Source organism: Ensifer soli, from assembly GCF_041928815.1.
Taxonomy (GTDB): Bacteria; Pseudomonadota; Alphaproteobacteria; order Rhizobiales; family Rhizobiaceae; genus JBHFEI01.
On record NZ_JBHFEI010000002.1, the window covers coordinates 1 to 24,785 of the forward strand.

20 protein-coding genes and 2 pseudogenes are annotated in these 24,785 nt (G+C 65.9%); 6 read left to right on the plus strand and 16 right to left on the minus strand.

The genetic code is table 11. The features are described from left to right. Positions 1-354: 354 nt before the first annotated feature. Positions 355-763 (plus strand): annotated as a pseudogene (locus ACEVQ6_RS02715) (IS630 family transposase); the annotation flags it as partial. A 72-nt stretch (positions 764-835) separates the two neighbouring features. On the opposite strand, the pseudogene ACEVQ6_RS02720 reads toward ACEVQ6_RS02715, so the two are convergent. The 11 genes and pseudogenes from ACEVQ6_RS02720 to ACEVQ6_RS02770 form a co-directional block, all read right to left on the minus strand. After that, positions 836-1,006, minus strand: a pseudogene (locus tag ACEVQ6_RS02720) (IS3 family transposase); the annotation flags it as partial. Between the two features lie 18 nt (positions 1,007-1,024). Then, positions 1,025-2,488, minus strand: a complete 1,464-nt coding sequence (locus tag ACEVQ6_RS02725) for an NAD-dependent succinate-semialdehyde dehydrogenase (RefSeq protein WP_374887367.1) — start codon at positions 2,486-2,488, stop codon at positions 1,025-1,027. After that, on the minus strand, positions 2,485-3,789 hold the full coding sequence (gabT, locus tag ACEVQ6_RS02730) for a 4-aminobutyrate--2-oxoglutarate transaminase (protein WP_374887368.1): 1,305 nt from the start codon (positions 3,787-3,789) through the stop codon (positions 2,485-2,487). Before gabT ends, ACEVQ6_RS02725 begins: the two co-directional genes overlap by 4 nt. 107 nt (positions 3,790-3,896) lie before the next feature. After that, complete coding sequence (locus tag ACEVQ6_RS02735) at positions 3,897-4,082, minus strand: hypothetical protein (RefSeq protein ID WP_374887369.1); 186 nt, start codon at positions 4,080-4,082, stop codon at positions 3,897-3,899. Position 4,083: 1 nt separating this feature from the next. Further along, positions 4,084-5,781: a hydantoinase B/oxoprolinase family protein gene (locus ACEVQ6_RS02740; RefSeq protein WP_374887370.1), complete on the minus strand. Its 1,698-nt coding sequence runs from the start codon at positions 5,779-5,781 to the stop codon at positions 4,084-4,086. Between the two features lie 11 nt (positions 5,782-5,792). After that, positions 5,793-7,817, minus strand: a complete 2,025-nt coding sequence (locus ACEVQ6_RS02745) for a hydantoinase/oxoprolinase family protein (protein WP_374887371.1) — start codon at positions 7,815-7,817, stop codon at positions 5,793-5,795. 28 nt (positions 7,818-7,845) lie between these two features. Further along, positions 7,846-8,571: a GntR family transcriptional regulator gene (locus ACEVQ6_RS02750; RefSeq protein WP_374887372.1), complete on the minus strand. Its 726-nt coding sequence runs from the start codon at positions 8,569-8,571 to the stop codon at positions 7,846-7,848. Further along, a complete protein-coding gene (locus ACEVQ6_RS02755) occupies positions 8,568-9,605 on the minus strand; it encodes a branched-chain amino acid ABC transporter permease (RefSeq protein WP_374887373.1) in 1,038 nt (345 codons plus the stop codon). Before ACEVQ6_RS02755 ends, ACEVQ6_RS02750 begins: the two co-directional genes overlap by 4 nt. Then, positions 9,605-10,519, minus strand: coding sequence for a branched-chain amino acid ABC transporter permease (locus ACEVQ6_RS02760; protein ID WP_374887374.1), 915 nt, complete (start codon positions 10,517-10,519; stop codon positions 9,605-9,607). Before ACEVQ6_RS02760 ends, ACEVQ6_RS02755 begins: the two co-directional genes overlap by 1 nt. An 11-nt stretch (positions 10,520-10,530) precedes the next feature. Beyond that, the gene (locus ACEVQ6_RS02765; protein WP_374887375.1) at positions 10,531-11,286 is read right to left on the minus strand and encodes an ABC transporter ATP-binding protein; all 756 of its coding nucleotides are present in this window, start codon (positions 11,284-11,286) and stop codon (positions 10,531-10,533) included. Between the two features lie 120 nt (positions 11,287-11,406). Next, on the minus strand, positions 11,407-12,612 hold the full coding sequence (locus ACEVQ6_RS02770; RefSeq protein ID WP_374887376.1) for an ABC transporter substrate-binding protein: 1,206 nt from the start codon (positions 12,610-12,612) through the stop codon (positions 11,407-11,409). Between the two features lie 201 nt (positions 12,613-12,813). On the opposite strand from ACEVQ6_RS02770, the gene ACEVQ6_RS02775 reads away from it, so the two are divergent. Continuing rightward, on the plus strand, positions 12,814-13,542 hold the full coding sequence (locus ACEVQ6_RS02775; protein ID WP_374887377.1) for an ABC transporter ATP-binding protein: 729 nt from the start codon (positions 12,814-12,816) through the stop codon (positions 13,540-13,542). A gap of 22 nt (positions 13,543-13,564) precedes the next feature. Then, positions 13,565-14,749 (plus strand): L-2-hydroxyglutarate oxidase, encoded by a 1,185-nt coding sequence (gene lhgO, locus ACEVQ6_RS02780; RefSeq protein ID WP_374887378.1) that lies wholly within the window; start codon positions 13,565-13,567, stop codon positions 14,747-14,749. A gap of 110 nt (positions 14,750-14,859) precedes the next feature. Here lhgO and ACEVQ6_RS02785 read toward each other — a convergent pair whose 3' ends face one another. The 4 genes from ACEVQ6_RS02785 to ACEVQ6_RS02800 all read right to left on the minus strand — a co-directional run bounded on the left by ACEVQ6_RS02785 (position 14,860) and on the right by ACEVQ6_RS02800 (position 19,598). Continuing rightward, complete coding sequence (locus ACEVQ6_RS02785) at positions 14,860-15,852, minus strand: ABC transporter permease (protein WP_374887379.1); 993 nt, start codon at positions 15,850-15,852, stop codon at positions 14,860-14,862. After that, a complete protein-coding gene (locus ACEVQ6_RS02790) occupies positions 15,797-17,329 on the minus strand; it encodes a sugar ABC transporter ATP-binding protein (protein WP_374887380.1) in 1,533 nt (510 codons plus the stop codon). Before ACEVQ6_RS02790 ends, ACEVQ6_RS02785 begins: the two co-directional genes overlap by 56 nt. 75 nt (positions 17,330-17,404) lie before the next feature. After that, positions 17,405-18,589 carry a substrate-binding domain-containing protein gene (locus tag ACEVQ6_RS02795; RefSeq protein ID WP_374887381.1) on the minus strand — a complete coding sequence of 395 codons (1,185 nt, stop codon included), beginning with the start codon at positions 18,587-18,589 and terminating at the stop codon, positions 17,405-17,407. A 97-nt stretch (positions 18,590-18,686) separates the two neighbouring features. After that, positions 18,687-19,598 (minus strand): alpha/beta fold hydrolase, encoded by a 912-nt coding sequence (locus ACEVQ6_RS02800; RefSeq protein ID WP_374887382.1) that lies wholly within the window; start codon positions 19,596-19,598, stop codon positions 18,687-18,689. A gap of 603 nt (positions 19,599-20,201) precedes the next feature. Between ACEVQ6_RS02800 and ACEVQ6_RS02805 the strand changes: the two genes are divergently transcribed. The 3 genes from ACEVQ6_RS02805 (at position 20,202) to ACEVQ6_RS02815 (ending at position 22,055) form a co-directional block, all read left to right on the plus strand. Continuing rightward, positions 20,202-20,939 carry a DUF3750 domain-containing protein gene (locus ACEVQ6_RS02805; protein ID WP_374887383.1) on the plus strand — a complete coding sequence of 246 codons (738 nt, stop codon included), beginning with the start codon at positions 20,202-20,204 and terminating at the stop codon, positions 20,937-20,939. Positions 20,940-21,036: 97 nt separating this feature from the next. Further along, positions 21,037-21,432: a hypothetical protein gene (locus tag ACEVQ6_RS02810; RefSeq protein ID WP_374887384.1), complete on the plus strand. Its 396-nt coding sequence runs from the start codon at positions 21,037-21,039 to the stop codon at positions 21,430-21,432. Between the two features lie 80 nt (positions 21,433-21,512). After that, the gene (locus ACEVQ6_RS02815) at positions 21,513-22,055 is read left to right on the plus strand and encodes a copper chaperone PCu(A)C (RefSeq protein ID WP_374887385.1); all 543 of its coding nucleotides are present in this window, start codon (positions 21,513-21,515) and stop codon (positions 22,053-22,055) included. Positions 22,056-22,202: 147 nt separating this feature from the next. On the opposite strand, the gene ACEVQ6_RS02820 is transcribed toward ACEVQ6_RS02815, so the two are convergent. Further along, on the minus strand, positions 22,203-24,764 hold the full coding sequence (locus ACEVQ6_RS02820) for a GcvT family protein (RefSeq protein WP_374887386.1): 2,562 nt from the start codon (positions 24,762-24,764) through the stop codon (positions 22,203-22,205). Positions 24,765-24,785: the final 21 nt, after the last annotated feature.

A 24,785-nucleotide genomic window follows, 5' to 3' on the forward strand; every position in this document is an offset into this window, starting at 1 on the left:
TCACCAGGACCAGTGAATCAGACAAGCCCGACCGCGTGAATCATCAATCCGACTCCGCGTTCATCGAAGACGCTCTAGCACATATCGACCCTCCCGTTTGACGAAATACGCGTCCCGTGATCCCATGTCGCTAGATCAACGATAAGGCGAACGGAAAGGCAGTATGGCCAGCCGTGAAATCCTCGGTGGACTGGTACAGGTCTACAGACGTGTGAGGAGGGCGTGGCATTGCTCACCTCCCTCAAGGGCCGCCAGTACCGCGTCAGCACCAAGGAAGCCGGAGCGGAGCAGGCGAAAGCCTTGTCACCGAGCAGGGCATCAAACTCTATGCCGTCGATCAACGGCGCAACGCCAACCCGGTCCGCCTACATCTTCGGTGCCATCTGCCCCAAGCTCGGCAAGGCGGCGGCGCTGGTCATGCCCTGGTGTGATACTCACGCCATGACGCAGCATCTGGCCGAAATCTGTCGTCATGTGGCCGATGACGCGCATGCCATCCACGTCATGGACCAGGCGGGATGGCACATGTCGAACACTCTCGTCGTGCCCGAAAAACATCTCGATCATGCCGCTCCCGCCGAAGTCGCCGGAGCTCAACCCGGTTGAGAACCTCTGGCTCTTCATGCGCGAGAACTGGTTGTCAAACCGCATCTTCAAGTCCTACGACGACATCGTCGCTCATTGCTGCGATGCCTGGAGAAAGCTCGAAAGCCAGCCTCGGCGCATCATGTCTATCGGACGCAGGCAATGGACCAATGAGTTCCGATCAGTGACAATCCGTTTAAATCAGCCGAAATCCGTCCAAAGATCGGGGAGTGGTTCAGGCCTGATCACCGGCTACCCGCATGCCGGAAAGGGACGTATCGGCGACGAGAGCCAGGTACTCCCTGGCGCAATCGTCGGCGACGGTCAGCACCCGGAACCTGCGCCCATCGGTGATTTGATCCGACGCGAAGTCGAGGGATCGGCGATCATTCGCGGCAAGCGGAAGCAGCATCGGTGCGCGTATGCTTGGCCCTCCCGATCACCCCGCCGTCAGGCCGCCGAAGCAGGCGTATTTCAGCTCGACATACTCCTCGATCCCGTATTTCGAGCCTTCCCGGCCGATGCCGCTTTCCTTGATGCCGCCGAAGGGAGCGAGTTCCGTCGAGATCAGCCCTTCATTGATGCCGACCATGCCGAATTCGAGATCCTCCAGCACGCGCCAGACGCGGTTGATGTCGCGGGCGTAGAAATAGGCCATCAGGCCGTAGCGCGTGTCGTTGGCAAGACGGATGACATCGGCCTCATCCTCGAAGCGGAAGACCGGGGCGACGGGGCCGAAGGCTTCTTCCGTGGCCAACCGCATTGTGGCGTCCATGCCGCTCAAGACCGTCGGCGCGAACCAGGTGCCGCCGAGCGCATGGCGGGCGCCGCCGGTCTCGACGCGCGCGCCCTTCTCCGTCGCGTCGCCGATCAGCTCCTCCACCTTGGCGACGGCGCGGGCATTGATCAGCGGGCCCTGCAGCACGCCCTCCTCGGCGCCGTTGCCGACTTTCATCGCCGCGACGCGGGCGACAAGCTTTTCGACGAAGGCGTCGTGGATGCCGGCCTGCGCATAGATGCGGTTGGTGCAGACGCAGGTCTGGCCGGAGTTGCGGTATTTCGAGGCAATCGCGCCTTCGACCGCGCGGTCGAGATCGGCATCGTCGAACACGATGAAAGGCGCGTTGCCGCCGAGTTCCAGCGACAGTTTCTTCAGCGTGTCGGCGCATTGGCGCATCAGGAGCTTGCCGACGGCGGTCGAGCCTGTGAAGGAGAGTTTTCGGATCGCCGGATGCGCGCAGAGCTGTTGGCCGACACGAGCCGCGTCCTTCGCCGTAACGATGTTGAGCACGCCGGCCGGGATGCCCGCCTGTTGCGCCAGTTCGCCGAGCGCCAGCGCCGTCAGTGGCGTCTCGTCGGAGGGTTTGACCACCATGGTGCAGCCGGCGGCGAGGGCGGCCGCCGCCTTTCGGGTTATCATTGCCAGCGGGAAATTCCACGGCGTGATCGCGGCGGTGACGCCGATCGGCTGTTTCAGCACGACGAAGCGGCGGTCGCGGCCGGCGGACGGGATGACGTCGCCATAGACGCGCTTGCCCTCCTCGGCGAACCATTCGACGAAGGAGGCGCCGAAGGCGACCTCGCCGCGCGCCTCGTAGAGCGGCTTGCCCTGTTCGGCGGTGATCAGCGCCGCCAGGTCCTCCGTATGGGCGATGATCAGGTCGTGCCAGGCGCGCAGCAGCTTTGCCCGCTCCTTGGCCGTCATCGCCCGCCAGGCGGCAAGCGCCCGCTCGGCGGCATCGATCGCAGTGTCGACATCGCTTGCCGAAAGATCGGGTACGGCAGCGAGCACCGCACCGGTCGCCGGGTTCAGGACGTCGAATGTCGCTCGTGAGGTGGCGGCGACCCATTCGCCGTCGACGAGCGCCCGGTCGCGCAGAAGCGTGGCGGCGGCGGGGGTCATGCGGCACTCCCGAGATCGGCGAGCGTGGCACTGAGGCTGTCCTTCAGCACGGCGATGCCCTCGTCGAGCAGCGGCAGCGGGATCGTCAGCGGCGCCAGCACGCGGATGACGTTGCCATAGGTGCCGCAGGAGAGCAGCAAAAGCCCGTTCTGCGCCGCCTTCTGCGTCAGCGCCTTCACCAGCTCCGGCCAGGGCGCGCGGGTCTCCCGGTCGCGGACGAACTCGATCGCCACCATCGCGCCGAGATTGCGCACCTCGCCGATGCAGGCGAATTCATTGCCGGCCTGCCAGGCGTCGAAGGTCCGGCGCAGATGCGTGCCGATCTCGCCGGCGCGCTCGACGAGCTTTTCCTCCGCGATCACCTCGAGGACGGCGAGTGCGGCGGCGCAGGAGAGCGGGTTTCCGGCGAAGGTCGAGCCGACGCCGCCGGCCGGAATTTTATCCATGATCTCGGCGCGGCCGGTGATCGCGGCGATCGGAAAGCCGCCGCCGAGTCCCTTGGCCATGGTGACGAGATCGGCGGCGACGCCGGAATGCTCCATCGCGAACATCTTTCCCGTGCGGGCGAAACCCGTCTGGATCTCGTCGGCGATGAGCAGTATGCCGTGCCGGTCGCAGGTCTCGCGCAGGGCCTTCAGGAAGGAGGCGGGCGCCGGATAGAAACCGCCCTCGCCCTGAACCGGCTCGACGAAGATGCCGGCGATGCGCGAGGGATCGATCTCCGACTTGAACAGGCGGTCGAGGGCCGTGAGCGCCTCCTCCTCGCTGATGCCGTGATAGGGGATCGGGAACGGCAGGTGGTAGACGTCGGGCACCAAGGGGCCGAAGCCGACCTTGTAAGGCGCGGTCTTGCCGGTCAGCGTCATCGCCATCAGCGTGCGGCCGTGGAAGGCGCCGGAAAAGGCGACGAAACCGCTGCGGCCGGTGGCGGCGCGGGCGATCTTCGCCGCGTTCTCGATCGCCTCTGCGCCGGTCGAGACGAGGAAGGTCTTCTTCGGGAAATCGCCCGGCAGCAGGTCGTTCAGCTTCTCGCAGAGCATGACGTAATCGACATAGGGCGTCGTCTGGAACGAGGTGTGCGTCACCTTGTCGAGCTGGGCGCGCACCCGCTCGATCACCTTCGGATGGCGGTGGCCGGTGTTGTTGACGGCGATGCCGGCAGCGAAATCGATGTAGCGGCGGCCCTCGATGTCCCAGAGCTCGGCATTCTCGGCACGGTCGATATAGACGTCGAGATGTTTCGAGAGGCCGGCCGGAATGGCGGCGCTGCGACGCGCCGTGAACGAGGCATTGGTGGACATCGGTGTCCCTCCTTGGGAGTGTCGTCTTGTTGTGTGCGGAGGCGGGCCGATACGCCGGCGATCCGTAAGGAGAGGTCCCGCCAAGGGTGCGGGACCGTCATGGCCCGTCAGGCGCCGGCGTGGCGCGCGTCGCGGGCGATCTTCCAGTCGACGCATTCCTGTGAGCAGTAGATGCGCCCCTCATGCAGGGTCTTCCTCCGGCTGTCCTCCTCGGAGTTTTCGTAGATGAGGACGCCGCAATTGGCGCATTTGGTGTAGCTCTCGATGTAGAGCCCGTTCAGCGAGAATTTCATCTCATGCCTCCTGATAGCCGTAATGCTTGCGGGCCGCTTCCTTCGAGACGTAGCCTTCGCGCACGTCGTTGGCGACGGCCTGCGGATCGCGTCTCGCCGGGTCGCCATAGCCGCCGCCGCCGGGAGTGACGAGCTGGACGCGATCGCCCTTGCGGATCGAGACGTTGGAATAGCGGCTGGTCGAGGCCTTGCCGTAGGCCTCGCGCATCGTCTGCCACTCGTCCTTGCCGGCCTTCATCACCAGCGTCGCGCCGAGCCCGCCCTCGGTGCCGCCTTCGAGGCCCCAGGGGGCGAAGAGGTGGCGGTCGGTCATCTGCGAGCAGATGATCTCGTCGTTGAGGCACAGCATCTGCTTGGTGTAGCCGACGCCGCCGCGATACTCGCCGGCGCCGCCCGCGTCGACGTTGAAGGCGAGGCTTTCGATGCGCCAGGGGAAGCGCGTCTCGTAGACCTCGACCGGCGTGATGCGGCAATTGCCGTTGATCGAATCGACGCCGTCATTGCCGTCGGCAAAGGAGCGTCCGCCCCAGCCGACCGCTTCGAGGTCGTAGCAGGCGAAATATTCGCCGGTCTCGGCATCGACGCCGCCGAAGACGAAGTTGCAATGCGTCGCCCCTTCCGCCGCCATGACGCGGTCGGGGACCGCCTTGTGCATGGCGCCGAGGATGGTGCCGACGATGCGCGGATGGGTTTCCGTGTTGCCGCCGACCTCGGGAGCGGGAAAGTCGACATTGACGATGGTGCCGGGCGGCGCCATCACGCGGATCGGCCGGAAGCAGCCGGAATTGCGCGGGATCGACGGATCGGTCATGTGCAGCACGGCGTTGTAGGCGGCCGACGTCGCGACGCCGAGCGTGGCGTTGATCGGGCCGGACGCCTGCGGCGACGAGCCGTTGTAGTCGACGATGATCTCGCCGCCCTTCTTGTGCACCTCGACGGCGATCCGGTACTTCCTGTCGGCGTCGATGCCGTCGCTCTCGACGAAATCCTCGAAGGGGTAGATGCCGTCGGGGATCGCCTCCAGCTCGGCGCGCATGCGACGCTCGGAGTAGAGCAGCAGGTCGCTGACCGTCTCCTTGACCTTCTCCTTACCGTACTTCTGGTAGATCTGCGTCATCTGCTTCTCGCCGAGATCGACGGCGGCGATCAGCGCGCGGAGATCCCCGTAGTTGACGCGCGGCGTGCGCACATTGGCGAGCAGCAGCTTCCAGACCTCGATATTGTCCTTGCCGCGCTTCTTGATCTTCACCGGCGGGATGCGCAGGCCTTCCTGGAAGATTTCCGTCGCCTCGCCGCAGAAGCCGCCCGGCGCCATGCCGCCGACCTCGGCGATATGGCCGATCGCCACTGCGAAACCCATGATCTCGCCATCGACGAAGATCGGCTTGAAGAAGGTGTGCTCCGGCGTGTGCAGCCCGCCGCGATAGGGGTCGTTGTGCAGGATGATGTCGCCTTCCTCGATTTCGGAAGCCGGGATTTCCTTCAGGCAGGACTTGACCAGAAGCGGCATGCCGCCGATCTGCGCCGGGCAATAGTCGGCGACCGCGATCATGTCGCCGTTCATGTCGGCAAGGCCGCAGGTGAAATCGAGCGCCTCGTTGAAGATCGTCGAATAGGACGTCTTCATCAGGACAATGCCCATCTCCCGGCAGAGCGAGACCATGGTCGATTCCAGAATGTTCATCGTCACGAAATCCATGACAGTCTCCCTCAGGCGGTGATGACGAGATTGCCGAGGCGGTCGACGCTGAGCGTCTGCTTCGGCTGGAGAATGGTCACCGAGGCGCTTTCCTCGATGATGGCGGGGCCGGCGATCGTCTGGCCTTGAAGGAACGCGCCGCGATCATAGGTCGGCACCTCGTGCCAGCCGTCCTCGTAGCGCACCCTCCGGCTGCCGGAGGCCTGCGGCGTGCCGGTGCCCTTTTCGAGTTCGCGCAGGACGGGCTTGTCCGAGACGGCGACGGCGACAACCTTCAGGTTGACGGTCTCGATGGTCTCGCCGGGGATGGAGAAGCCAAAACGGGCCTCGTGCTCCTCGTGGAAGCGTTTCCACATGTCCTCGACGGTCGCATCGGAGAAATCATTGCCGGGGAAGCTCAACTCCAGCTCGTGGTTCTGGCCGAGATAGCGCGCCTCGATCGAGCGGTAGATCTCGATCGTCTGGCTGTAGCCTTGAGACACCAGCTCGGCGATGGCGCCGTCGACCAGCTCGGTCATCGCGGCCGTCGCCCGCGCGCCGTCGAAGAACTTCGAGATCTGCTGCACGGTGCGGTGACGGTCGACGCGGGCGTCGGTCATGATGAAGCCGAAGGCGGAGAACTGGCCGGGATAGTTCGGCACGATCCCCTGCGGGATGCCCGAGATGTCCATGAGATCGCAGATGTGCACCGGGCCTGCGCCGCCGGAGGCAACCAGCGTGAAATCGCGCGGGTCGAGGCCGCGCTGCAGGAGGACAGCACGCAACGCGCCGAGCATGTTGTTGTTGGCGATCTGCACCATGGCGAAGGCGGCGGCATCGACCTCAAGGCCGAGCTGGTTGGCGATGACCTTCACCGCGCGGTGGGCGGCGTCCGCGTCGAGCTTCATCCGGCCGCCGAGGAAGTAATCCGGGTTGATGCGGCCGAGCACGACATTGGCATCCGTCACGGTGGCGTTCTCGCCGCCGCGGCCATAGCAGGCCGGCCCCGGCGCGGCGCCCGCCGATTGCGGCCCCATGCGCAGCATGCCGCCCTTGTCGATCCAGGCGATGGAGCCCCCTCCGGCGCCGATCGTGTGGATGTCGAGCATCGGGATCTGGATCGGAATGCCCCATTCGATCTCAAAACTTGTGGTGACGTGCTCCATGCCGTCGACGACCGTCGAGCAATCGGTGGAGGTGCCGCCCATGTCGAAGGTGACGAGGTTCTTGATGCCGGTCAGTTCGGAGAGCACGCGGGTGGCGACGACCGCGCCGGTCGGGCCGGAGAGCGTCATCTGCACCGGCGCCTCGGCCGCCCCCTTCAGCGTCGATTCACCGCCGTTCGACTTGATGACCCCGACCTTCTCGCCGAGGCCGATGCCGTCGAGCCGCGCCTGCATGCGGTGGAAATTGTCGGACACGATCGGCTTCAGATAGGCGTCGGCGATGGTGGTCGAGGCGCGGTCAAATTCCTTCCACTTCGGCAGCACGTCGTAGGAAATGGAAATCGGCATGTCCGGCAGTTCGGCCGCGAGAATGTCGCGGATGCGTGTCTCGTGCACCGGATCGATATAGGAAAACAGCGTGCAGATGGCGACGGCCTCGATCGTGCCGTCCGCCCTGATCGTCGCTGCCAGTTCGCGCACTGCCCCTTCGTCCAGCGGCTCGACCTCCTCGCCCTTGGCGGAGAGGCGTCCGGCGATCTCGAAGCAGTCGGCGCGCTTCACCAGCGGCTTGGTCTTGATCCAGGTGATGTCGTAATGGCTGCGGCGGTCGCCGCGCTGGATGAAGGGAACGTCGCGAAAGCCCTTGGTCGTGACATAGGCGATCTTCGCGCCGCGCCGCGTCAGCAGCGCGTTGGTGGCGATCGTGGTGCCGAGCCGGATCTTGGCGACACCCGAAAGGTTGTCGACCTGCTCCAGCCCCTGGAGCACGCCCTCGATCGGTTCCTTGGGTGTCGTCAGGTTCTTCCAGTTGTCGATCGCGCCGGTGGCGGAATTGTAGGAGACGAAATCGGTGAACGTACCCCCGATATCGATGCCGATGACTTTGCTCACGGACGGTGTTCCCTTCTTATGTCTGGTGTCAGGTGGATGAGGCCGCCGGCGGATCGCTCCGCCCGTATTCCTCGGCGAGGCGCCGCCAGGAATCCTTGATGTGCTCCTGGATGGCCTCGATGGATTTCGCCATGTCGCGGCTGCGCAGCGCCGCCACCACCGGCCAGTGGTCGACGGCGGCCGCCTCGAGCGTCTCGAAGCGCTGCTCGGCCATGGTGATCAGCATCTGCACTTCGGCCTGGATGTTCATGAAGGCGTGCAGCGTCTGGCGGTTGGCGGAGAGTTTGCAGATCTCCAGATGGAAGGCGAGGTCGTTCTCGACGAGGCCCACCTCGTTGTCCTCGTGCGCCGCCTTCACCATCGCGTCGACGAAGCCGGCGATCCGGTCGAAATCGGCGTCGGTCATGCGCGGCAGTGCCTGTTCCAGGGCGAAGGTCTCGACGACGACGCGGAAGGAGAAGATGTCGTCGATGTCGCGGCGCGAGAACGTCCGGACGAAGGTGCCGCGCCTTGGCGAGGAGACGAGCAGGCCGCGCTCCTCGAGCCGGCGCACCGCCTCGCGGATCGGATTGCGGCTGATGCCGAGATGGCGGGCGAGTTCCGCCTCGTTGATGCGCTGGCCCTGCTGCAGCCGGCCGAAGACCAACTCGCGGATCAGGTAGGTCGCCACCTGGTCGGAGAGCATGCGGGTGTCGAGCGTGGCGCTCGAAAATTCCGCGTCGCCGGGCATTTTCGGTCTCTGGATATCGATCATCGCGTGCTTTCCTTCCGGCGTCCAAGGCTGAACTCCCGTCCTGCCATGATTCCGTCCTTGCGAAACACGAGGATGAGCAGCATGACGGCGGCGAGCACCAGTTCCTGCGTGCCGGCCGGCAGCGACCATTGCGTCGAGCCGAGCGTGACGCCCGCCTCGATGCGGCGGAAGATGTCGATGATCGCGGTGACGACGACGACGCCGACGACCGCGCCGGCGAGGCTGCGCATGCCGCCGACCACCAGCATGGCGAGCGCGATGAAGGTGAGGTTGAGGAAGAAGGTGTTGATCGACACCGTGCCGAGGTAATGCGCCTGCAGCACGCCGCCGAGGCCCATGACGACGGCCGAAAGCGTGAAGGCGAAGAGGCGCGACCAGTAGAGCGAGATGCCGGAGGCGGCCGCCGCCACCTCGTCCTCCCGCGTCGCGCGGATGGCAAGCCCCTTCGAGGAGGTCTGGTAGAGCCAGGCGACGAGGATCGACAGCGCCGCGCAGCCGAGCGCCAGCCAGGCGGTGACATAGTTCGGCAGGCCGACGATCGAGGCGGTTCCCATCGTCACGCCGTCCCAGTTGGAATAGACGACGTTGAGGATGAAGAGCAGCGCCAGCGTCGAGATCGAGGCGGCGAGGCCGGAAAGCCGCATCAGGATCAGCCCGGTGACGAAGGCGACGCCACCGGCGAGCGCAACGGAGGAAAGGGCCGCGGGCAGCAGCGGAAAGCTCTGGTCGCGTAAGAATGGCGGCAGGCCGGACATGGTGATCGGCTTCAGCATCTCGCAGCAGGTCTGCCAGGCGGTGGCATAGGCGGCGATCGCCATGAAGGTGACATGCCCGAAGGAGATGACGCCGGAATTGCCGACGAAGATATAGAGCCCGACGACGACGACGATGCGGATCAGCGCTTCGGTCACCGTCCGCTGCAGCGTCAGCGGGCCGAAAGTCTCCGACAGCAGCACGAGGAGGATGAGCGGCACGATGAGGGCGAGAACCGGGAACCAGTACCGCAGCAGGTTCGCGGAGCGGGTCTTTTCCATCAGACGCGCTCCTTCGATGCGGCCGTGACGATCAGGCCGTGCGGCCGGACGAGCAGGATGAGGATGACGAGGGCGAAGACGCCGGCGTCGCGGAAGGGCCGGAGATCGGCGGGAAGATAGGTTTGCAGGAGCACGCTGGCGACGCCGACGACGAAGCCGCCGAGCGCGGCACCCGGCAGCGAGCCCATGCCGCCGATGACGGTGGCGAAGAAGGCATAGACGACGGGCATCAGCCCCATGCGGACGTCGAGCGTGCCGGTCTGGATGACGAGGAGAAGCGAGACGGTGCCGGCGAGCAGGCCGCTGACGGCAAAGGCGACGGCGATCACCCGGTTGGCGGGAACGCCGAGCAGCCGCGCCATCTGGAAGTTTTCCGCCGACGCCCGCATCTGCGTGCCGAGCGGCGTCTTCTTCAGGAACAGCACCAGCGCGACGAGCAGGGTCACGGTGACGGCCATGGTGAGCAACTGGATGCCGGGAAGCCTTATGCCGGCGATCTCGACCGCGCTGGTCAGCGCCCCGCCGATGCCAACCGATTTCGGCCGCCCGGTATGGATGAGCACGATCAGGTGCTGGAGAAAATAACTGACGGCGAAGGAGGAGATCAGCAGCGTCGCCGGGTTCGACTGGCGCATCGGCCGGAAGGCGATCCGCTCGGTCAGCAGCGCCAGGACGACGACGACGGTCAGCACGCCGGCCACCATCAGCGCCACCGGCCAGGCGCCCATCAGAAGCGGCGGCGTGACGCTCGCGGTCGGCACGACCAGCGCATAGGCGCCGATGGTCATGTAGTCGGCCTGGGCGAAATTGATCAGCCGCATGACGCCGAAGACGAGGCCGATGGCAAGCGCCACCAGCGCATAGAGGCTGCCGAGCGCGATGGCATCGACGAGAACCTGAACGAGATTGGCCATGGTCCTCTTTCCTAGATCGCGATGGCGTCGTTCGACGCCTTTTCGCCGAGATAGGCGCGGCGCACGACGGGATCGTGGCGCACCTCTTGCGGCGTGCCCTCGGCAAGGCTGCGCCCGCCGTCGAGCACGTGGATGCGTTCACAGACGCCCATGATCACCTTCATGTTGTGCTCGATCAAAAGCACGCCGCAGCCGAAGCGCCCGGGAATGCCGGAAATCACCGCCATCAGCGCGTCGCATTCGGCGTCGTTCATGCCGGAGGCGGGTTCGTCGAGCAGGGCGAAGGACGGATGCAGCGCGAGCGCGCGGGCGATGCTGATGCGCCGCTCGTCGCCATAGGAGAGGCTGTCGCAGCGCTGGTCGTGCCGGCCGGCATAGCCGATCCAGTCGAGGATGTCGCGGGCCCGCTCGGCGGCGAGACGGCCCGAAAGCCCGGTGCCGATGCCGGCGACCGCGAGGTTTTCCTCGACCGTCAGGTCGCGGAAGAGCCGTGCCGCCTGGAAGCTGCGGCCGACGCCGGCCTGCGCCATCCTGCGCGGCGACAGCGCGGAGACATCGACGCCGTCCATCTCGATCCTCCCTTCCGTCGGTCGCTGGAAGCCGCTCAGCACATTGACCATCGTCGTCTTGCCGGCGCCGTTCGGGCCGATCAGGCCGAGGATCTGGCCGCTCCTCAGCGTGAGGTCGACGCCGCCGAGAGCCCGGATGCCGCCGAAGGCGACATGGACGCCGCGCGCCTCGAGCAATTGTTTTCGTGAACGCGTCATCTTGCCGGCTCTCGCTTCGGTCCGGCAGGCATGCCGGGAGAGGGCGGCGGATCGCATCCGCCGCCGGAACTGAGGGCCCGGCCGGACGGCACCGGCCGGGCGTGAAGACGGGTGAGGCCGTTACTGCCCGACGCGGAACAGCAGCTTCATGTCGGGCTTGAACGTGTTGCGGTAAACTTCCACGGCGCGGAAACTGTCGTTCTCGACCTTCATGATCAGCCAGGGGCGGTCGACCTGGATGTGAAGCTGGTCGGTGAAGGTGGTCGGGCCAGCGGTGAACGCCTGGTCGGTGAACGAATTCATCACCGCGACGACCGGCTCGGTCTCCGTCGTCTCAGCCTTCTCGACGGCATAGGCCCACTGCTCGACGAGGCTGTAGCCGAGAACGGCATAGGACGAGACCGGCGGTTCGCCCCAGCGCGCCTTGTGCGCGTCGAGGAAGGCGTTCATTTCCGGGCGCGGATCGTCGCCATAGAGCGACATGAAGGCGGCGAGGTAGAAATCCTTGAGGCCCGGCACGGCGTTCAGCCAGTAATTGTCGACCATCGCGGTGTTGGCGAGGATCGGCGCGTCGACGCCGGCGGCGCGCAGCTGGCGCAGCGCCGAGGCGCCGCCCGGCGTCACCGAGCACATGAACACCGCGTCGGGCGCGGTCGGCAGGCCCTTCAGGCGGGTGATCTGCGAGGCGATCGACGGATCGTCGTTCTTGAACGTGTCGTTGCCGAGGATGGATGCCTCGCCGGCCCCGGCGATCCAGGCGGCGCGGAAGCCGGCGCAGGCCGATTTGTTGTATTCGATGGTGACGTCCTCGAGAACATACACCGTCTTCAGATTCATCTTGGTCTGCGCGTATTCGGCAATGGCGATGCCTTCCGACTGGGCCGCGCTGTTGGCGGTGAACGCATAGGGGCCGACGCCCTGCACGCCCATCTTCGGATCGCCGGCGCAGAGGCTGAAGGCGATCAGCCCGGCCTGCTTGGCGGCAAGCGCCGCGGGCGCGCCGAAATCGTAGTCGCAGGAGACGACCAGCATGTCGATGCCGGTGTCGACGAGCTGCGCGCCGGCGGTGGCGGAGCGCTCCTGATCGGTCTTTGTATCCATGACCGAATATTCGATCTGGCGGCCGAGCAGGCCGCCCGCCTTGTTGATCTCGTCGATCTTCATCACGGCCGCCTTGAACGGCGCGCTGTCATAATTGGAGAGCCAGCCGGATTCGGCGATGGCGAAGCCGATCTTGATCGGCTTGGCGTCCTCGGCAAAGGCCGTCGAAAACAGCGCAGACGCCATGAGCGCGGCCCGGGCGGCCGTTGTCAGAAATCGTGTCATCAGTTCCCCTTCGGCTGCGGCCCGCGGGTCCGCCGCACATGATCTTTTTTGTACGTCCACTGTGGACTGTGGACAGATTAGGAATTATGAATCGGCTTGTCAACGCGGTTTGGATCCAAAAACCGCTTTGGCCATCAGCCGGCCGCATCGGGTTCAAGCCGCTGCAGTCAAGGCCGGCGGGACGAACCGGGGAACGCAACGATGCTCGAAGTGAACGGCCTGACCGCCGGATATGGTCGACTGACGGCGCTGAAGGGCGTCGACATCCGCGTCGACGAGGGCGAGATCGTCTTCATCGTCGGCCCGAACGGGGCGGGAAAGTCGACATTGCTGAAGACCGTCGCCGGCCTGATGGCGCCCACCGCCGGAACTGTCGGCTTTCGCGGCCGGCCGATCGCCGGCAGGGTTCCCGAGGAGCTCTGCCGCCAGGGCCTCGTGCTCGTACCCGAGGGACGCCACATCTTCCGCACGCTGACGGTTCAGGAAAACCTCGCCGTCGGCGCGATGATCCGCAAGGACAAGGCGGCGCTCGCCGAGGATCTCGAAAAGGTGCTCGACACCTTCCCGATCCTGCGCGACCGGTTCAAGGGCATTGCCGGCCACCTTTCGGGCGGCGAGCAGCAGCAGCTGGCGATCGCCCGCGCCATCCTCCAGCGCCCGGCGCTGATGATGATCGACGAACCGTCGCTCGGCCTTGCGCCGCTGGTCATCGACCAGGTCTACGAGAGCCTCAGGCAGCTGAACGCCGGCGGGCTAACGCTCCTCGTCGTGGAGCAGTCGACGGCGCGCATCCTCGACCTTGCCTCGCGCGTCTATGTGCTGCGCAACGGTCATGTCGTGCTGGAGGGCACGGCGCCGGAACTGGCGGAGGGCAATGCGCTGGAAGACGCCTATTTCGGCTATGTCGCCGATGGCCACGCGGTGGCCTGACCGAAGCTGCGGACCGATCATCATGTACGACTATTGCGTCATCGGCGGCGGCATCGTCGGCCTTGCCACCGCCATGCGGCTGAAGCAGCGGCGGCCGGATTGCCGGCTTGTCCTAATCGAGAAAGAGGCGCGGCTCGGACAGCACCAGACCGGCCACAACAGCGGCGTCATCCATGCCGGCATCTATTATCAGCCCGGCAGCCTGAAGGCGGAGCTCTGCCGCCTCGGGGCACGGGCGACCAAGGATTTTTGTGCCGAACACGGCATCCGCTTCGACGTCTGCGGCAAGCTGCTCGTCGCCACCGATGCGGTCGAGCTGCAACGGATGCAGGCGCTCCTCGAGCGCTCGGCGGCCAATGCGATCGAGGTTCGACCGGTCTCCGCCGGGGAACTGCGCGAACGGGAACCCAACATATCGGGCCTCGGGGCGCTGCTTGTGCCCTCGACCGGCATCGTCGACTATCGCGAGGTCTGCCTGGCGATGGGGCGCGTGATCGCTGAGGCGGGCGGCGAGATCGTGCTCGGCCGCGCCGTCGATGGCATCGCCGAAACCGCCGAGGGGGTGACTGTCAGCGCCGACGGGGCGTCATGGCGGGCAAGGGCCCTCGTCGTCTGCGCCGGACTGCAATCCGACCGGCTGGCGATGATGGCCGGTGTCGCCATCGATCATCGCATCATTCCGTTCAGGGGCGAATATTACCGGCTGCCCCCGTCGAGAAACGGCATCGTCAACCATCTGATCTATCCGATCCCCGATCCGGACCTGCCGTTTCTCGGCATCCACCTGACGCGGATGATCGACGGCGGCGTCACCGTCGGTCCGAACGCCGTGATCGGCTTCGCCCGCGAAGGCTATCCGCGGCTCTCCTTCAACGCCGCGGACGTGCTCGACTATGCGGGCTTCCCCGGCTTCTGGAAAACCGTGCTGCGCAACCGCAGATCGGCCGCCACCGAACTTAAAAATTCCTTGTGGAAGCGCGGCTACCTGGCCGAGTGCCGGAAATACTGCCCGAGCCTCACGCTCGACGACCTGCAGCCGCAGGAGGCCGGCATTCGCGCCCAGGCGGTGAAGCGCGACGGCACGCTGGTGCACGACTTCATCTTCGCCCGCACGGTGCGGATGCTGCATGTCTGCAACGCGCCGTCGCCGGCCGCGACCTCCGCGCTCCCGATCGCCGACCGCATCGTCGCGGAACTGGCGCGATAGGACACGCCGAGGCGGGGTCGCCTCGGCGCGGGGCTTGCTTTCCAGCTTCTTCGCACCCATCGGCCGTGGCCGTCTCCTGCCGGGCGTCGCCGGCCGACGGCCCGCGGACCTCAGTGGGCGGGCTTGCGGGCAAAGGCGACGGCAAGGATGATGATCGCGCCCGCGACCATCATCTGCTCGCTGACATCGAGCCCCATGATGATCAGGCCGTTGTTGATCGCGCCGATCATCAAGGCCCCGGTGAAGGTGCCGACGATCGTCGCCTTGCCGCCGAACAGGCTGGTGCCGCCGAGGATGACGGCCGCGATCGCCATCAGTTCCGCGCCTTCGCCGAAATTGAAGCGGGCGGTCTGCATCATGCCGGAGTAGAGCATGCCGGCGATCGCCGCCGCCGCGCCCGACAGGAGGAAGGCATAGAACTTGATGCGGCGCGTCTTCACGCCGGAATATTCCGCCGCGAGCCGGTTTCCGCCCGTCGCCAGGATCTGGCGGCCGAAGGCAGTGTATTTCAGCACGACATGGCCGGCGACGGTGGCGACGACCGACCAGATCAGCAGCGAGGGAATGCCGGCGATGCTGCCGGAGCCGAACAGGGCATTGAAGGTCTTGTTCGAGATCGACACCGGGTTGGTGTAGGTGATGCGCATGTCCAGCCCGCGGATGAACTGCATCATGCCGAGCGTCACCAGGAAGGAGGGGATGCGCACGACCGTGACGAAGAAGCCGTTCAGACATCCGACCAGCAGGCCCGCGCCGAGCGCGGCGACGACCGCGGCGATCCAGCCATATCCCGCCTGCATGACGAGGGCGCAGGTCAGCGCGGACAATGCCGCGGTCGAGCCCACCGACAGGTCCAGTTCGCCCGACGCGATGACGAAGGTCATCGCGACCGCGATCACCGTGATCATCGCCGTGGTGCGGGCGATGTTGAACAGGTTCGTGACCGTCAGGAATCCGCTGTCGCCGATGGTGATCGCGAAATAGACGAGGACCATGGCGAAGAAGATGTAGACGACATAGTCCTGGAAGACGCGGAGCGACAGTGTTCTAGGCGGTTGCGACGGCATCGCGGCTGCTCCCGAGGTGATGGCCCTGGATGGCATGGTGAAGTTCCTCCTCGGAGTCGATGTTTTTGCGCTGAAGCTGCTGGAAGATTTTTCCGTTGTGAAGAATGAGGAGCCTGTCGCTCATGACCAGCAGCTCCTCCAGCTCGGAGGAGATGACGAGGACGGCGACGCCCTGATCGGCCATGGCCCGGACGGTGCGGGCGATCTCCGCCTTCGCGCCGATATCGACGCCGATGGTCGGCTCGTCGAGGATCAGCAGGCGGGGGTCTCGCGCCAGCCATTTGCCGAGCACGATCTTCTGCTGGTTGCCGCCCGACAGCAGTCGCGCCGCCTTGTCGGGCCCGTCCGTCTTGATGGCGAGCCGTGCGATCATCTGCGTCACCATCGCCAGCGCACCGCGATCCTGCACAAAGGCCGCCCTGGTGAACTGGGCAAGGTTTGGAAGGACGAGGTTGTCGCGCACGGAATGGTCGAGCACCAGTCCGAGGCGGCGCCGGTCCTCGGGCACGAGCGCGATGCCCGCCGCGATCGCCGCGCCCTGGCTCGCCACCGGCCTGCCGTCGATCTCGATGACGCCCCCAGCCGCGCGCAAGCCGAAAATGGCTTCGGCGATCTCGGTGCGGCCGCTGCCCATCAGGCCGGCGAGCCCGACGATCTCGCCGGGATGGATGTCGAAGCTGACATCGACGACGCGGGGCGGCAATGACAGGTTGCGCACCGTCAGGAGCGGCTTGCCGGCGGGCTCATAGCCGCGGTCCTGCCAGGCGAAGGCGGTTGCCGGCGTAGCGCCCAGCATGCTTTCCACCAGCTGCGCGACGGTCACGTCCTTGCAGTCGCGGGTGAAGCGGATGTCGCCGTCGCGCATGACGGTCACGCGGTCGCAGAGCGCGAAGATCTCGGCCATGCGGTGGGAAATGTAGATCACCGAGATGCCGCTTCTGCGCAGCCGGCCGACGAGTTCGAACAGGGACGCCGTCTCGCTTTCCGACAGCGACGCGGTCGGCTCGTCCATGATCAGGATCCGCGCGTTCTGCGACAGCGCCTTGGCGATCTCCACCATCTGCGCGTAGCCGACGCTGAGCTCGCTGACCGGCGTCGTCGGATCGATGTCGACGCCGAGCTCGTCGAGGATGGCGCGGGCCCGCCGGATCGCCTCGCGATCGTTGATGAAGACCGAGCCGCGGCGGAACTCGCGCTTGAGAAAGATGTTCTGCGCCACCGACAGGGTGGGGATCAGGCTGAACTCTTGGAAGATCATCGCGATCCCGGCGTCGCGGGCGCTGGTGGCGTCGGTGATGTCGACCGGCACGCCATCGATGAGGATGGAGCCGCCGTCCCGGGTGTAGACCCCGGTCAGTATCTTCATCAGGGTCGATTTCCCGGCACCGTTCCCGCCCATCAGGGCGTGGACCTCGCCCCTGCGCAGCGAGAAGCTCGCCTTGCGCAGCACCGGCACCGTGGCAAACGACTTTTCAATGTTCCGCATTTCCAACAGGATGCTGCTGCCGTCCATGGTCGGATCCTCGACAAGTTGGTCCTCAGTGTGCGGGGCGGCGGGGCGTCCGGGGACGCCCCGCCGCCGTCGCCGTTACTGCGACAGCGCCTGCTGCATCTCCTCGGGAAGATCGACGCGATAGATCGTCTTGTAGGAGGCGGGAAGGTTGTCGCGGCGAACGGCCAGCGGCGGCACGACGACGTAGGGCGGCGTCTTCTCGCCGATCAGCGCCAGCGCGCCGATCTTGGCTTCGGCCGTGCCCTGGTCATAGGGGCGCTGCGAGGAGATGCCGGCGATGAAGTCGTTCTGCGCCATGTTGAGCGCGACGATCTGGTCGAAGTTCTCGTTGACGATCTTGAAGTCGGCCGGCGACTTGCCGGCGACGCGGGCGGCGGTGACCGCACCCATGGCCGGGATGCTCCAGCTCGCATACATGCCCTTGAGGTTCGGATAGCGCGCCAGGACGCCCTGCGCCACTTCCTGCCCCTTGTTCGGATCGTTGTGGCCGGCCGCGACCACGAGGCGCACATCGGGATATTTCGCGCGCAGGCGGGCGATAAAGCCCTCGTAGCGCAGGTTCGTCACGTAGAAGTCGTTGGCGAAATACATCGCCGCGACATCGCCGGACCCGCCGATGGCGGTGGCGAGCTCGTCTGCGAGATACATGCCGAGCGCCAGATTGTCGGAGGAGATGATCGAGGCGTAGTCCTTGCCCGGATCCATGCCGTCGACAGCCTGGTCGATGAACACCACCTTGGTGCCGGCCTCGGAGATCTTCTTGTAGGCGCTCGCCGTCGTCTGGCCGTTCAGGGGAATGCTGACCAGGAGGTCGGGCTTCAGCACCGAGATCGCCTCGAGGTCGGCGATCTGCTTGGCGTCGTTCCAGTTCGCGTTAGTCTCGGCCACCACCTTGATGCCGAGCGCCTCGAACTGCTCCTTGAGGCCGATCAGCTGCTGGGATGCCCAGTCGTCGCCGAGCCAGCCCATCGAGATGCCGACGGTGAAATTGCCTGCCTTGATCTTGGCAGCCTGTTCGTCGGTGATGACGATCTTGGAGGCCGGAAAGCCCTCCTCGCCGCGCTGGCCGTCGCTGACGACCGTGTTGGTCAGGTCGTCGATCTTTGCGAGCTCCATCGTCTTGGCCGAAGGCTCCTTGAACCAGAGCGGATGCTTGACGCCCTCCGTGTTGTCGGCGGCCGCGAGACCGGGCACCGCGGCGACCAGAAGCGCGGCGGCGAGTTTCCTGAAGAGACGGTTCTTGAAGACATGCGCAGTCATGGCTTGGTTTCCTCCCAAGGTTGAGCGACGCCCGGAGACGGACGCCGGCGATCGGCATTTTCAGGGATTTCGGGCCGGAGCCGGGCGATTTCGCCCGCTACCGGTCCAGCATGAATTCGGTCAGCGCGCGGGCAAGGCGTTCCGGCGCCTCCAGCGCCAGGCTGTGCCCGCATTCCTCGAAGACCTCGGAGCGGGTGACGCCCTGCGACACGCGCTCCATCTGGTCGCGCACCAGGGTCCCGAAGAATTCCGGCGCGCCGATCGTCATGATCGGCAGCGTCAGCTTCGTCTTGATCAGTTCCTCGTTGATGCGCGCGTTCTTCAGGCCGGCCCGGTAGGTTTCGAGGCAGCCGCGCAGCCCGCCCGGCGCCGAAAGCCTGGCGATCCATTCGCTGATCGCCTCGTCGGTGATGGCATTCGGGTTCCAGGTCTCGGCCTTGATCCAGAATTCCCAGAATGCCCGCTCGCGCCCGGCGATCAGCATCTCCGGAAGATGCGGGATCCAGAAGAACGGAATGTGCCAGAGCCAGACGCCGTCCATGCGAAACTGCGACGAGACCTTCTCGGGCGTGAAGTTCGACCATTCCTCGAGACCCTGCCCCGAGAGCAGCATCTCGCAGAAGGACAGGGTCTTCACCCGCTCCGGCCGGGAGGCCGCAAGCGCATAGGCGAATTCGGCGCCGCGGTCCTCGCCGTGAAGGTGGAAGCGCTCGTGGCCGAGCGCCGTCATCAGCTCGGCGACGTCCGTGGCCGTCGTCAGGGAATCATATCCTTCTTCCGCCGGCGGCTTGTCGGTGTCGCCGAAGCCGCGCAGGTCGGGCGCGACGACGCGAAAATGCGGCGTCAGAAGCGGGATCAGCCTGTACCAGTAGTAATGTGTCTTCGGCGTGCCGTGCAGAAGCAGGAGCGGCTCGCCTTCGCCCGCCGTCACGTAATGCATCCGGATGCCGTTGACCCGCGCGCGGCCATGTTTCACCGCGGCACCCGTGTGATCGTAGATTTCGACCAAAGCCTATCCTCCCGCAAGCTTTTAGAACAAATCGTGTTGATCATTTACAATTGTTCAGGGAAAGTGTCAATCCCTCTCTGTTGCGTCGCTTCGGCAAAAGCCCGGCCCCCACGCCGAAAGCGACGGAGATCCGATGCATGCTGTCATGTCGACGCGTATGGAACAGGCCGTTTTTTCCTGGCTCTCCCGGGAAGGGGATCCGACGACAGTGAACATCACGAGCCTACATCGAGTGTCTGTTCAACCGCGGACCGAAGGGGCGGCCCTTGGCGGCGCCCCGCGAGGCGCTTTGCCTTTCGGTTGCGAATGTTTGACGCAGGGCGCCGGAGGAAGGTCATGGTCATGCCCGGAGGGAAAATGGTCGAAACCGCTGGATGCGGAGGCTGAAGGGCGGCATCGGCTCCAAGCGCCTTGTTGCGTTCCTGCAACCTGCCCTCGACGGACGCCCGCGGATTTCTCGTCGGCCGATCGCCGCAGGGGCTTCGCTGCCGGCGCCGTCATAATGCTGGCCAAATGCCCCGCCTTATGAGTTCAGCGCCATACGTCCGACGCGGTCAAACGGGAAAGACGATGACGGGCGCCATGACACCATCCGGACCCTCCATGAAGCTCTTTCGCCTCGCTCTTCTTGCCATTCTTTTCGTCTACATCCTGCCGACGCTCGCCTCGGCGGGGCTCTGGTATCTCAAGGAACGGCCGGACACCTGGCACAGTGCTGACTGGTCGTCTTCCGGGATCCTGCCGCGGCCCGAGGCCGACCGGGAGGCGGCGGTCTACGTGCTCTCGGCGCCGACCGGCGGGCTGAAGGGTGCGGTGGCGAGCCATGCCTGGATCGTGACCAAACGGAAGGGCGACCAGACCTACAACCGCTACGACAAGGTCGGCTGGGGAACGCCGATCCGCCGCAACATGCGCGATGCCGATGGCGCCTGGTATTCCAACACGCCGCGGATCGTGGTGGCGATCAGGGGCGAGGCGGCGGAGAGACTGGTGCCCGAAGTGGAGACGGCGATCCGGTCCTATCCCCATGCCGGCGCGGGCGCCTACCGGATCTGGCCGGGACCCAATTCCAACACCTTCGTCGCCCATGTGCTGCGCTCCGTGCCGACGCTCGGCGCGGTGCTTCCGCCCGATGCCGTCGGGCGCGACTACCTGCCCGGCGGGGCATTCTTCGCGCTCGACGAGGACGGCCTCGATCTCCACGCCACGCTTTACGGGCTTCTCGGCGTCTCCGCCGGGGTGCGCAGCGGCCTCGAACTGCATTTCCTCGGCCTCGTCGCCGGCCTCGACCTCGCAAGGCCGGGCATCAAGATCCCGGCGTTCGGGCGTTTCGGCATCTGACGGCGCGCCCTTCTGTCGCGCCGGGCCATGTCCGCCGGCCGAGCCTCGGCTCTTTCCAATCCGCCGCATCGTTGCTAGAGCTTGCCCGGACAGGGGGATGACGATGGGACGACGCCTGCGGGGAGAGAAGCGGCTTTGGCGGGCAATCGCGCTTGCCTGCCTGCTCGTCTTCCAGGCCATGGCCGTTGGTCTTGCCCATGCCGCCGGAGCGGACCGGCCCGTCCTCGATGCTTTCGGCAATCCGCTCTGCAGTGCAGGCCCCGCGGAGGGGCAGCCGTCGTCGCCGCCGCCGCATTCGCCTGCGGATTGTATGGCGCTTGCCTGCGGCATGGGCACCTCCGCCGTGCCGCCCGACCGGACGGCCGCGAAATTTCCGTTTCCGCAAAGCGCGGCCTTCCTTTTTGTCCTGTCGTCGCCTGACCGCGCCATTCCCTCGCCGACGCCGGATGCGCGCGAGACGGGCCAGCCGAGGGCGCCGCCGTTCCTCTCCTAGACGGCCTTTGCCATTCCGACTGTTCCCCCTTCCTTTCGACGCGCCTTGAGGCAAGGCCTCGGCGCAGCCGGAGATCCGCCATGAACATCCGCATGTCCTCGTCCGCCCGTTTCGGCCTCGCCACCCTGGCGCTTGCCGCGGGCCTTTTCTCATCAGCGCCGCTTTTTGCGCATGAATTCAAGCTTGGCGACCTCGAGATCGTCCATCCCTGGTCGCGGGCGACGCCCCCCGGAGCGAAGGTCGCGGCCGGCTATCTGAAGATCCGCAACGACGGATCGGCGCCGGACCGCCTCGTCTCCGTCACGGGCGCGATTGCCGGGCGCGGCGAGATCCATGAAATGAACGTCGATGGAAACGGCGTGATGACCATGCGTCCGCTGCCCGACGGGCTGGAGATCCCGGCCGGCGGCGAGGTCGAGCTCAAGCCGGGCGGCTTCCACATCATGTTCCTCGACCTGAAGGAGCCGGCGAAGGAAGGGGTGAAGTTCAAGGGAACCCTGACCTTCGAGAAGGCCGGCAGTATCGACGTCGAGTATGCGGTCGACAAGGCCGGCGGCGCGCCGCAGAAGCAGGACGATCACGGCGCTGGCGCGGCGCACGAGCATCAGGGCCATGGCGGCTGAGGCACCGCGCCGATCCCGACACCCGCACCATGTCCAGCCGAAGCGACCCCGTTTCGGCTGGACATGATCTGGAAACGCCACCGCATCGGGCAGGATGCGGTGGCGTCGTCGTTCCGGGTGTTTCCCGGCCGATGTGGTCGCGTGCGTCTACGTCCGGGGCTTCATGTTCTGCGGGTCGTAGAGCGGCCTGTAGCCGATGCCTGCGACCTCGACCGGATAGATATCGCCGAAATAGTCGACGTTCAGGATCCGGCCCTCCTGGCAATGGGACCAGGGCAGGTAGGCGAGCGCGATGTTCCTGCCGATCGTCGGGCCATAGGCGATCGAGGTCGTGTAGGAGCGGCGGCCGAGCGCGTCGACCAGCGTCTCCCCGGTCTCGGGGTCGAGCACCGGCAGGTTGCCGACCGGGTAACGCTTGACGCCGTGGCGGTCGGTGTTTTCGGTCATCACCAGCGTGCAGAGCATGGCCGGCTGGTGGGGCCTTGCCTTGTATTCGAGATGCTTCGCTTTGCCGCGGAAGTCGGCCTCCTTCACCTTCGGCCGGGCGAGGTCGCATTCGATGAGGTTGTACTGCGTCAGCAGATCGGCGTTCTGCAGGCGCAGGCTCTTTTCCATGCGGCGGGAATTGGCATAGGTCTCGACGCCGAAGGCCATGACGCCGGTCTCGCGCAGCGCATCCCAGACCGCGAGCCCGTCCGCGTAGGCCATGTGCAGCTCCCAGCCCTGCTCGCCGACATAGGAAATGCGGAAGGCGGTCACCGCCTTGCCCGCGATCTCGATCGGCCGGATCGCGGCGAAGGGGAAGGCGTCCGGATCGAGGCCGGCCGGATCGGCGACCACTTTCTTCAGCGTGTCGCGGGCATTCGGCCCCCAGATGCCGATCGTGACGAAGCGTTCCGAGACGTCGGTGACGGTGACATCGAAACCCTTGTCCTCGGCCAGCCGCTTCACATAGTGGAAATCGCGCGGGCCCGCATCGGCGCCGTCGATGACCCGGCAGCGGTCGGCCATGCGGATCACGGTCAGATCGGCGCGCACCATGCCTTCGTCGTCGAGGAAATGGGTGTAGATGCCCTTGCCGATATTGGCATCGCCGCCGATCCTGGCGGCGCAGACCCATTCCATCAGCGCCACATGGTCGGGTCCCTCCACGTCGAACATGTAGAAGTGGCTGAGGTTGACGATGCCGCAATCCTCGCTCATCGCCAGGTGCTCGGCATTGGAGACCCGCCAGAAATGGCGGTTGTCCCATTCGTTCTCGCGTACCGGCACGCGGTCGCCGTATGTTTCCAGGAGGTGCTCGTTGGCCTTGTAGCCGTGGGCGCGCTCCCAGCCGCCGAGCTCCATGAAATGGCCGCCGAGCGCGACCTCGCGCTCGTAGAAGGGCGAGCGCTTGACGTCGCGCCCCGTCGCATAGGGTTCGCGCGGATGGACGGCGGGGAAATAGATCTTCTGCGCCGCCTCGAAGGTGCGGCCCTCGATGAAGGATTCCGCAAGCTGGTGGGGGTAGAAGCGGGCATAGTCGATCGAATTGTGGTCGATCTCCGTGCGGCCGTCGGTCATCCAGTCGGCGATCAGCTTGCCGTAGCCGGGGCCGTCCTTGACCCAGATCGCCACGCAGTACCAGAGGCCGCGCACCTTCTGGCTCTCGCCGCAGGAGGGGCCGCCGGCGGCCGAGACTTGCAGCAGGCCGTTGAAGGAATGGCCCTCGTTGTAACCGAGCTCGCCGAGGATCGGCGTCAGCTCCATCGCGCGTTCGAGCGGCGCGAGGATCTGCTCCATGTCGAGGTCGCGCTGCGAGGGCGACAGGCGCGCCTCGTGCTTTTCGAGGATGTCGCGCGGATGGCAGAGGCGCGGATTGGTCTGCTCGTAATAGCCCCACTCGATCTGGCCGCCCTCGGTGGTCTTCGGGTCGCCGGTGTCGCGCATATAGGCCGAATTGCCCTGGTCGCGGAGCAGCGGATAGCCGATCTCCTTGCCGGTGCCCTCGAATTCGGTATAGGGGCCGAAGAAGGTCAGCGGATGGTCGACCGGCATCACCGGCAGGTCCTCCCCGACCATCTCGGCGATCAGCCGGCCCCAGATGCCGGCGCAGACGATGACGTGCTCGGCGTGGATCGTCCCGCGATGGGTGACGACGCCCTTGATGCGGCCCTTCTCGACGAGGAGGCCTGTGGCCGGCGTGTTGCCGAAGATCTGCAGCTTGCCGGTCTTCTCCGCCGCGTCGACGAGCTTGCCGGCCACCGTCTGCGAGCGCGGCACGACGAGGCCGGCATCGGGATCGAACAGGCCGCCCATCACCTGGTCCTCCTCGATCAGCGGGAACATCGCCTTGATCTCGGGCGGCGTGACAAGACGCGCGCGCGTGCCGAAGGCCTTGGCCGAGGTGACCTTGCGCCGGATCTCCTCCATCCAGGTCTCGTCGCCGGTGCGCGCCACTTCGAGGCCGCCGATGCGGGCGTAGTGGCCCATCTTCTCGTAGAAGTCGATCGAGTACTGGGTGGTCCAGACCGAGAGATAGTCGTGGCTGGTGGTGTAGCAGAAGTCGGACGCGTGCGCGGTCGAGCCGATGTCGGTCGGGATGCCGGATTTGTCGATGCCGACGATGTCGTCCCAGCCGCGTTCGATCAGGTGGTGGGCGATCGAGGCGCCGACGATGCCCCCGAGACCGATGATGACGACCTTCGCCTTTTGCGGAAACCCTGCCATGTTCTTGCGACCCTCATAATC

Bases quoted from the DNA above. Each gene is read 5' to 3' on its own strand.
- ACEVQ6_RS02775 (WP_374887377.1), top strand. From the start codon at position 12,814: ATGCTCGAAGTGAACGGCCTGACCGCCGGATATGGTCGACTGACGGCG.
- ACEVQ6_RS02765 (WP_374887375.1), bottom strand. From the start codon at position 11,286: ATGACGCGTTCACGAAAACAATTGCTCGAGGCGCGCGGCGTCCATGTC.
- ACEVQ6_RS02785 (WP_374887379.1), bottom strand. From the start codon at position 15,852: ATGCCATCCAGGGCCATCACCTCGGGAGCAGCCGCGATGCCGTCGCAA.
- ACEVQ6_RS02770 (WP_374887376.1), bottom strand. From the start codon at position 12,612: ATGACACGATTTCTGACAACGGCCGCCCGGGCCGCGCTCATGGCGTCT.
- lhgO (WP_374887378.1), top strand. From the start codon at position 13,565: ATGTACGACTATTGCGTCATCGGCGGCGGCATCGTCGGCCTTGCCACC.
- ACEVQ6_RS02790 (WP_374887380.1), bottom strand. From the start codon at position 17,329: ATGGACGGCAGCAGCATCCTGTTGGAAATGCGGAACATTGAAAAGTCG.
- ACEVQ6_RS02805 (WP_374887383.1), top strand. From the start codon at position 20,202: ATGAAGCTCTTTCGCCTCGCTCTTCTTGCCATTCTTTTCGTCTACATC.
- ACEVQ6_RS02735 (WP_374887369.1), bottom strand. From the start codon at position 4,082: ATGAAATTCTCGCTGAACGGGCTCTACATCGAGAGCTACACCAAATGC.
- ACEVQ6_RS02815 (WP_374887385.1), top strand. From the start codon at position 21,513: ATGAACATCCGCATGTCCTCGTCCGCCCGTTTCGGCCTCGCCACCCTG.
- ACEVQ6_RS02760 (WP_374887374.1), bottom strand. From the start codon at position 10,519: ATGGCCAATCTCGTTCAGGTTCTCGTCGATGCCATCGCGCTCGGCAGC.
- ACEVQ6_RS02795 (WP_374887381.1), bottom strand. From the start codon at position 18,589: ATGACTGCGCATGTCTTCAAGAACCGTCTCTTCAGGAAACTCGCCGCC.
- ACEVQ6_RS02810 (WP_374887384.1), top strand. From the start codon at position 21,037: ATGACGATGGGACGACGCCTGCGGGGAGAGAAGCGGCTTTGGCGGGCA.
- ACEVQ6_RS02755 (WP_374887373.1), bottom strand. From the start codon at position 9,605: ATGGAAAAGACCCGCTCCGCGAACCTGCTGCGGTACTGGTTCCCGGTT.
- ACEVQ6_RS02740 (WP_374887370.1), bottom strand. From the start codon at position 5,781: ATGGATTTCGTGACGATGAACATTCTGGAATCGACCATGGTCTCGCTC.
- gabT (WP_374887368.1), bottom strand. From the start codon at position 3,789: ATGTCCACCAATGCCTCGTTCACGGCGCGTCGCAGCGCCGCCATTCCG.
- ACEVQ6_RS02820 (WP_374887386.1), bottom strand. From the start codon at position 24,764: ATGGCAGGGTTTCCGCAAAAGGCGAAGGTCGTCATCATCGGTCTCGGG.
- ACEVQ6_RS02750 (WP_374887372.1), bottom strand. From the start codon at position 8,571: ATGATCGATATCCAGAGACCGAAAATGCCCGGCGACGCGGAATTTTCG.
- ACEVQ6_RS02725 (WP_374887367.1), bottom strand. From the start codon at position 2,488: ATGACCCCCGCCGCCGCCACGCTTCTGCGCGACCGGGCGCTCGTCGAC.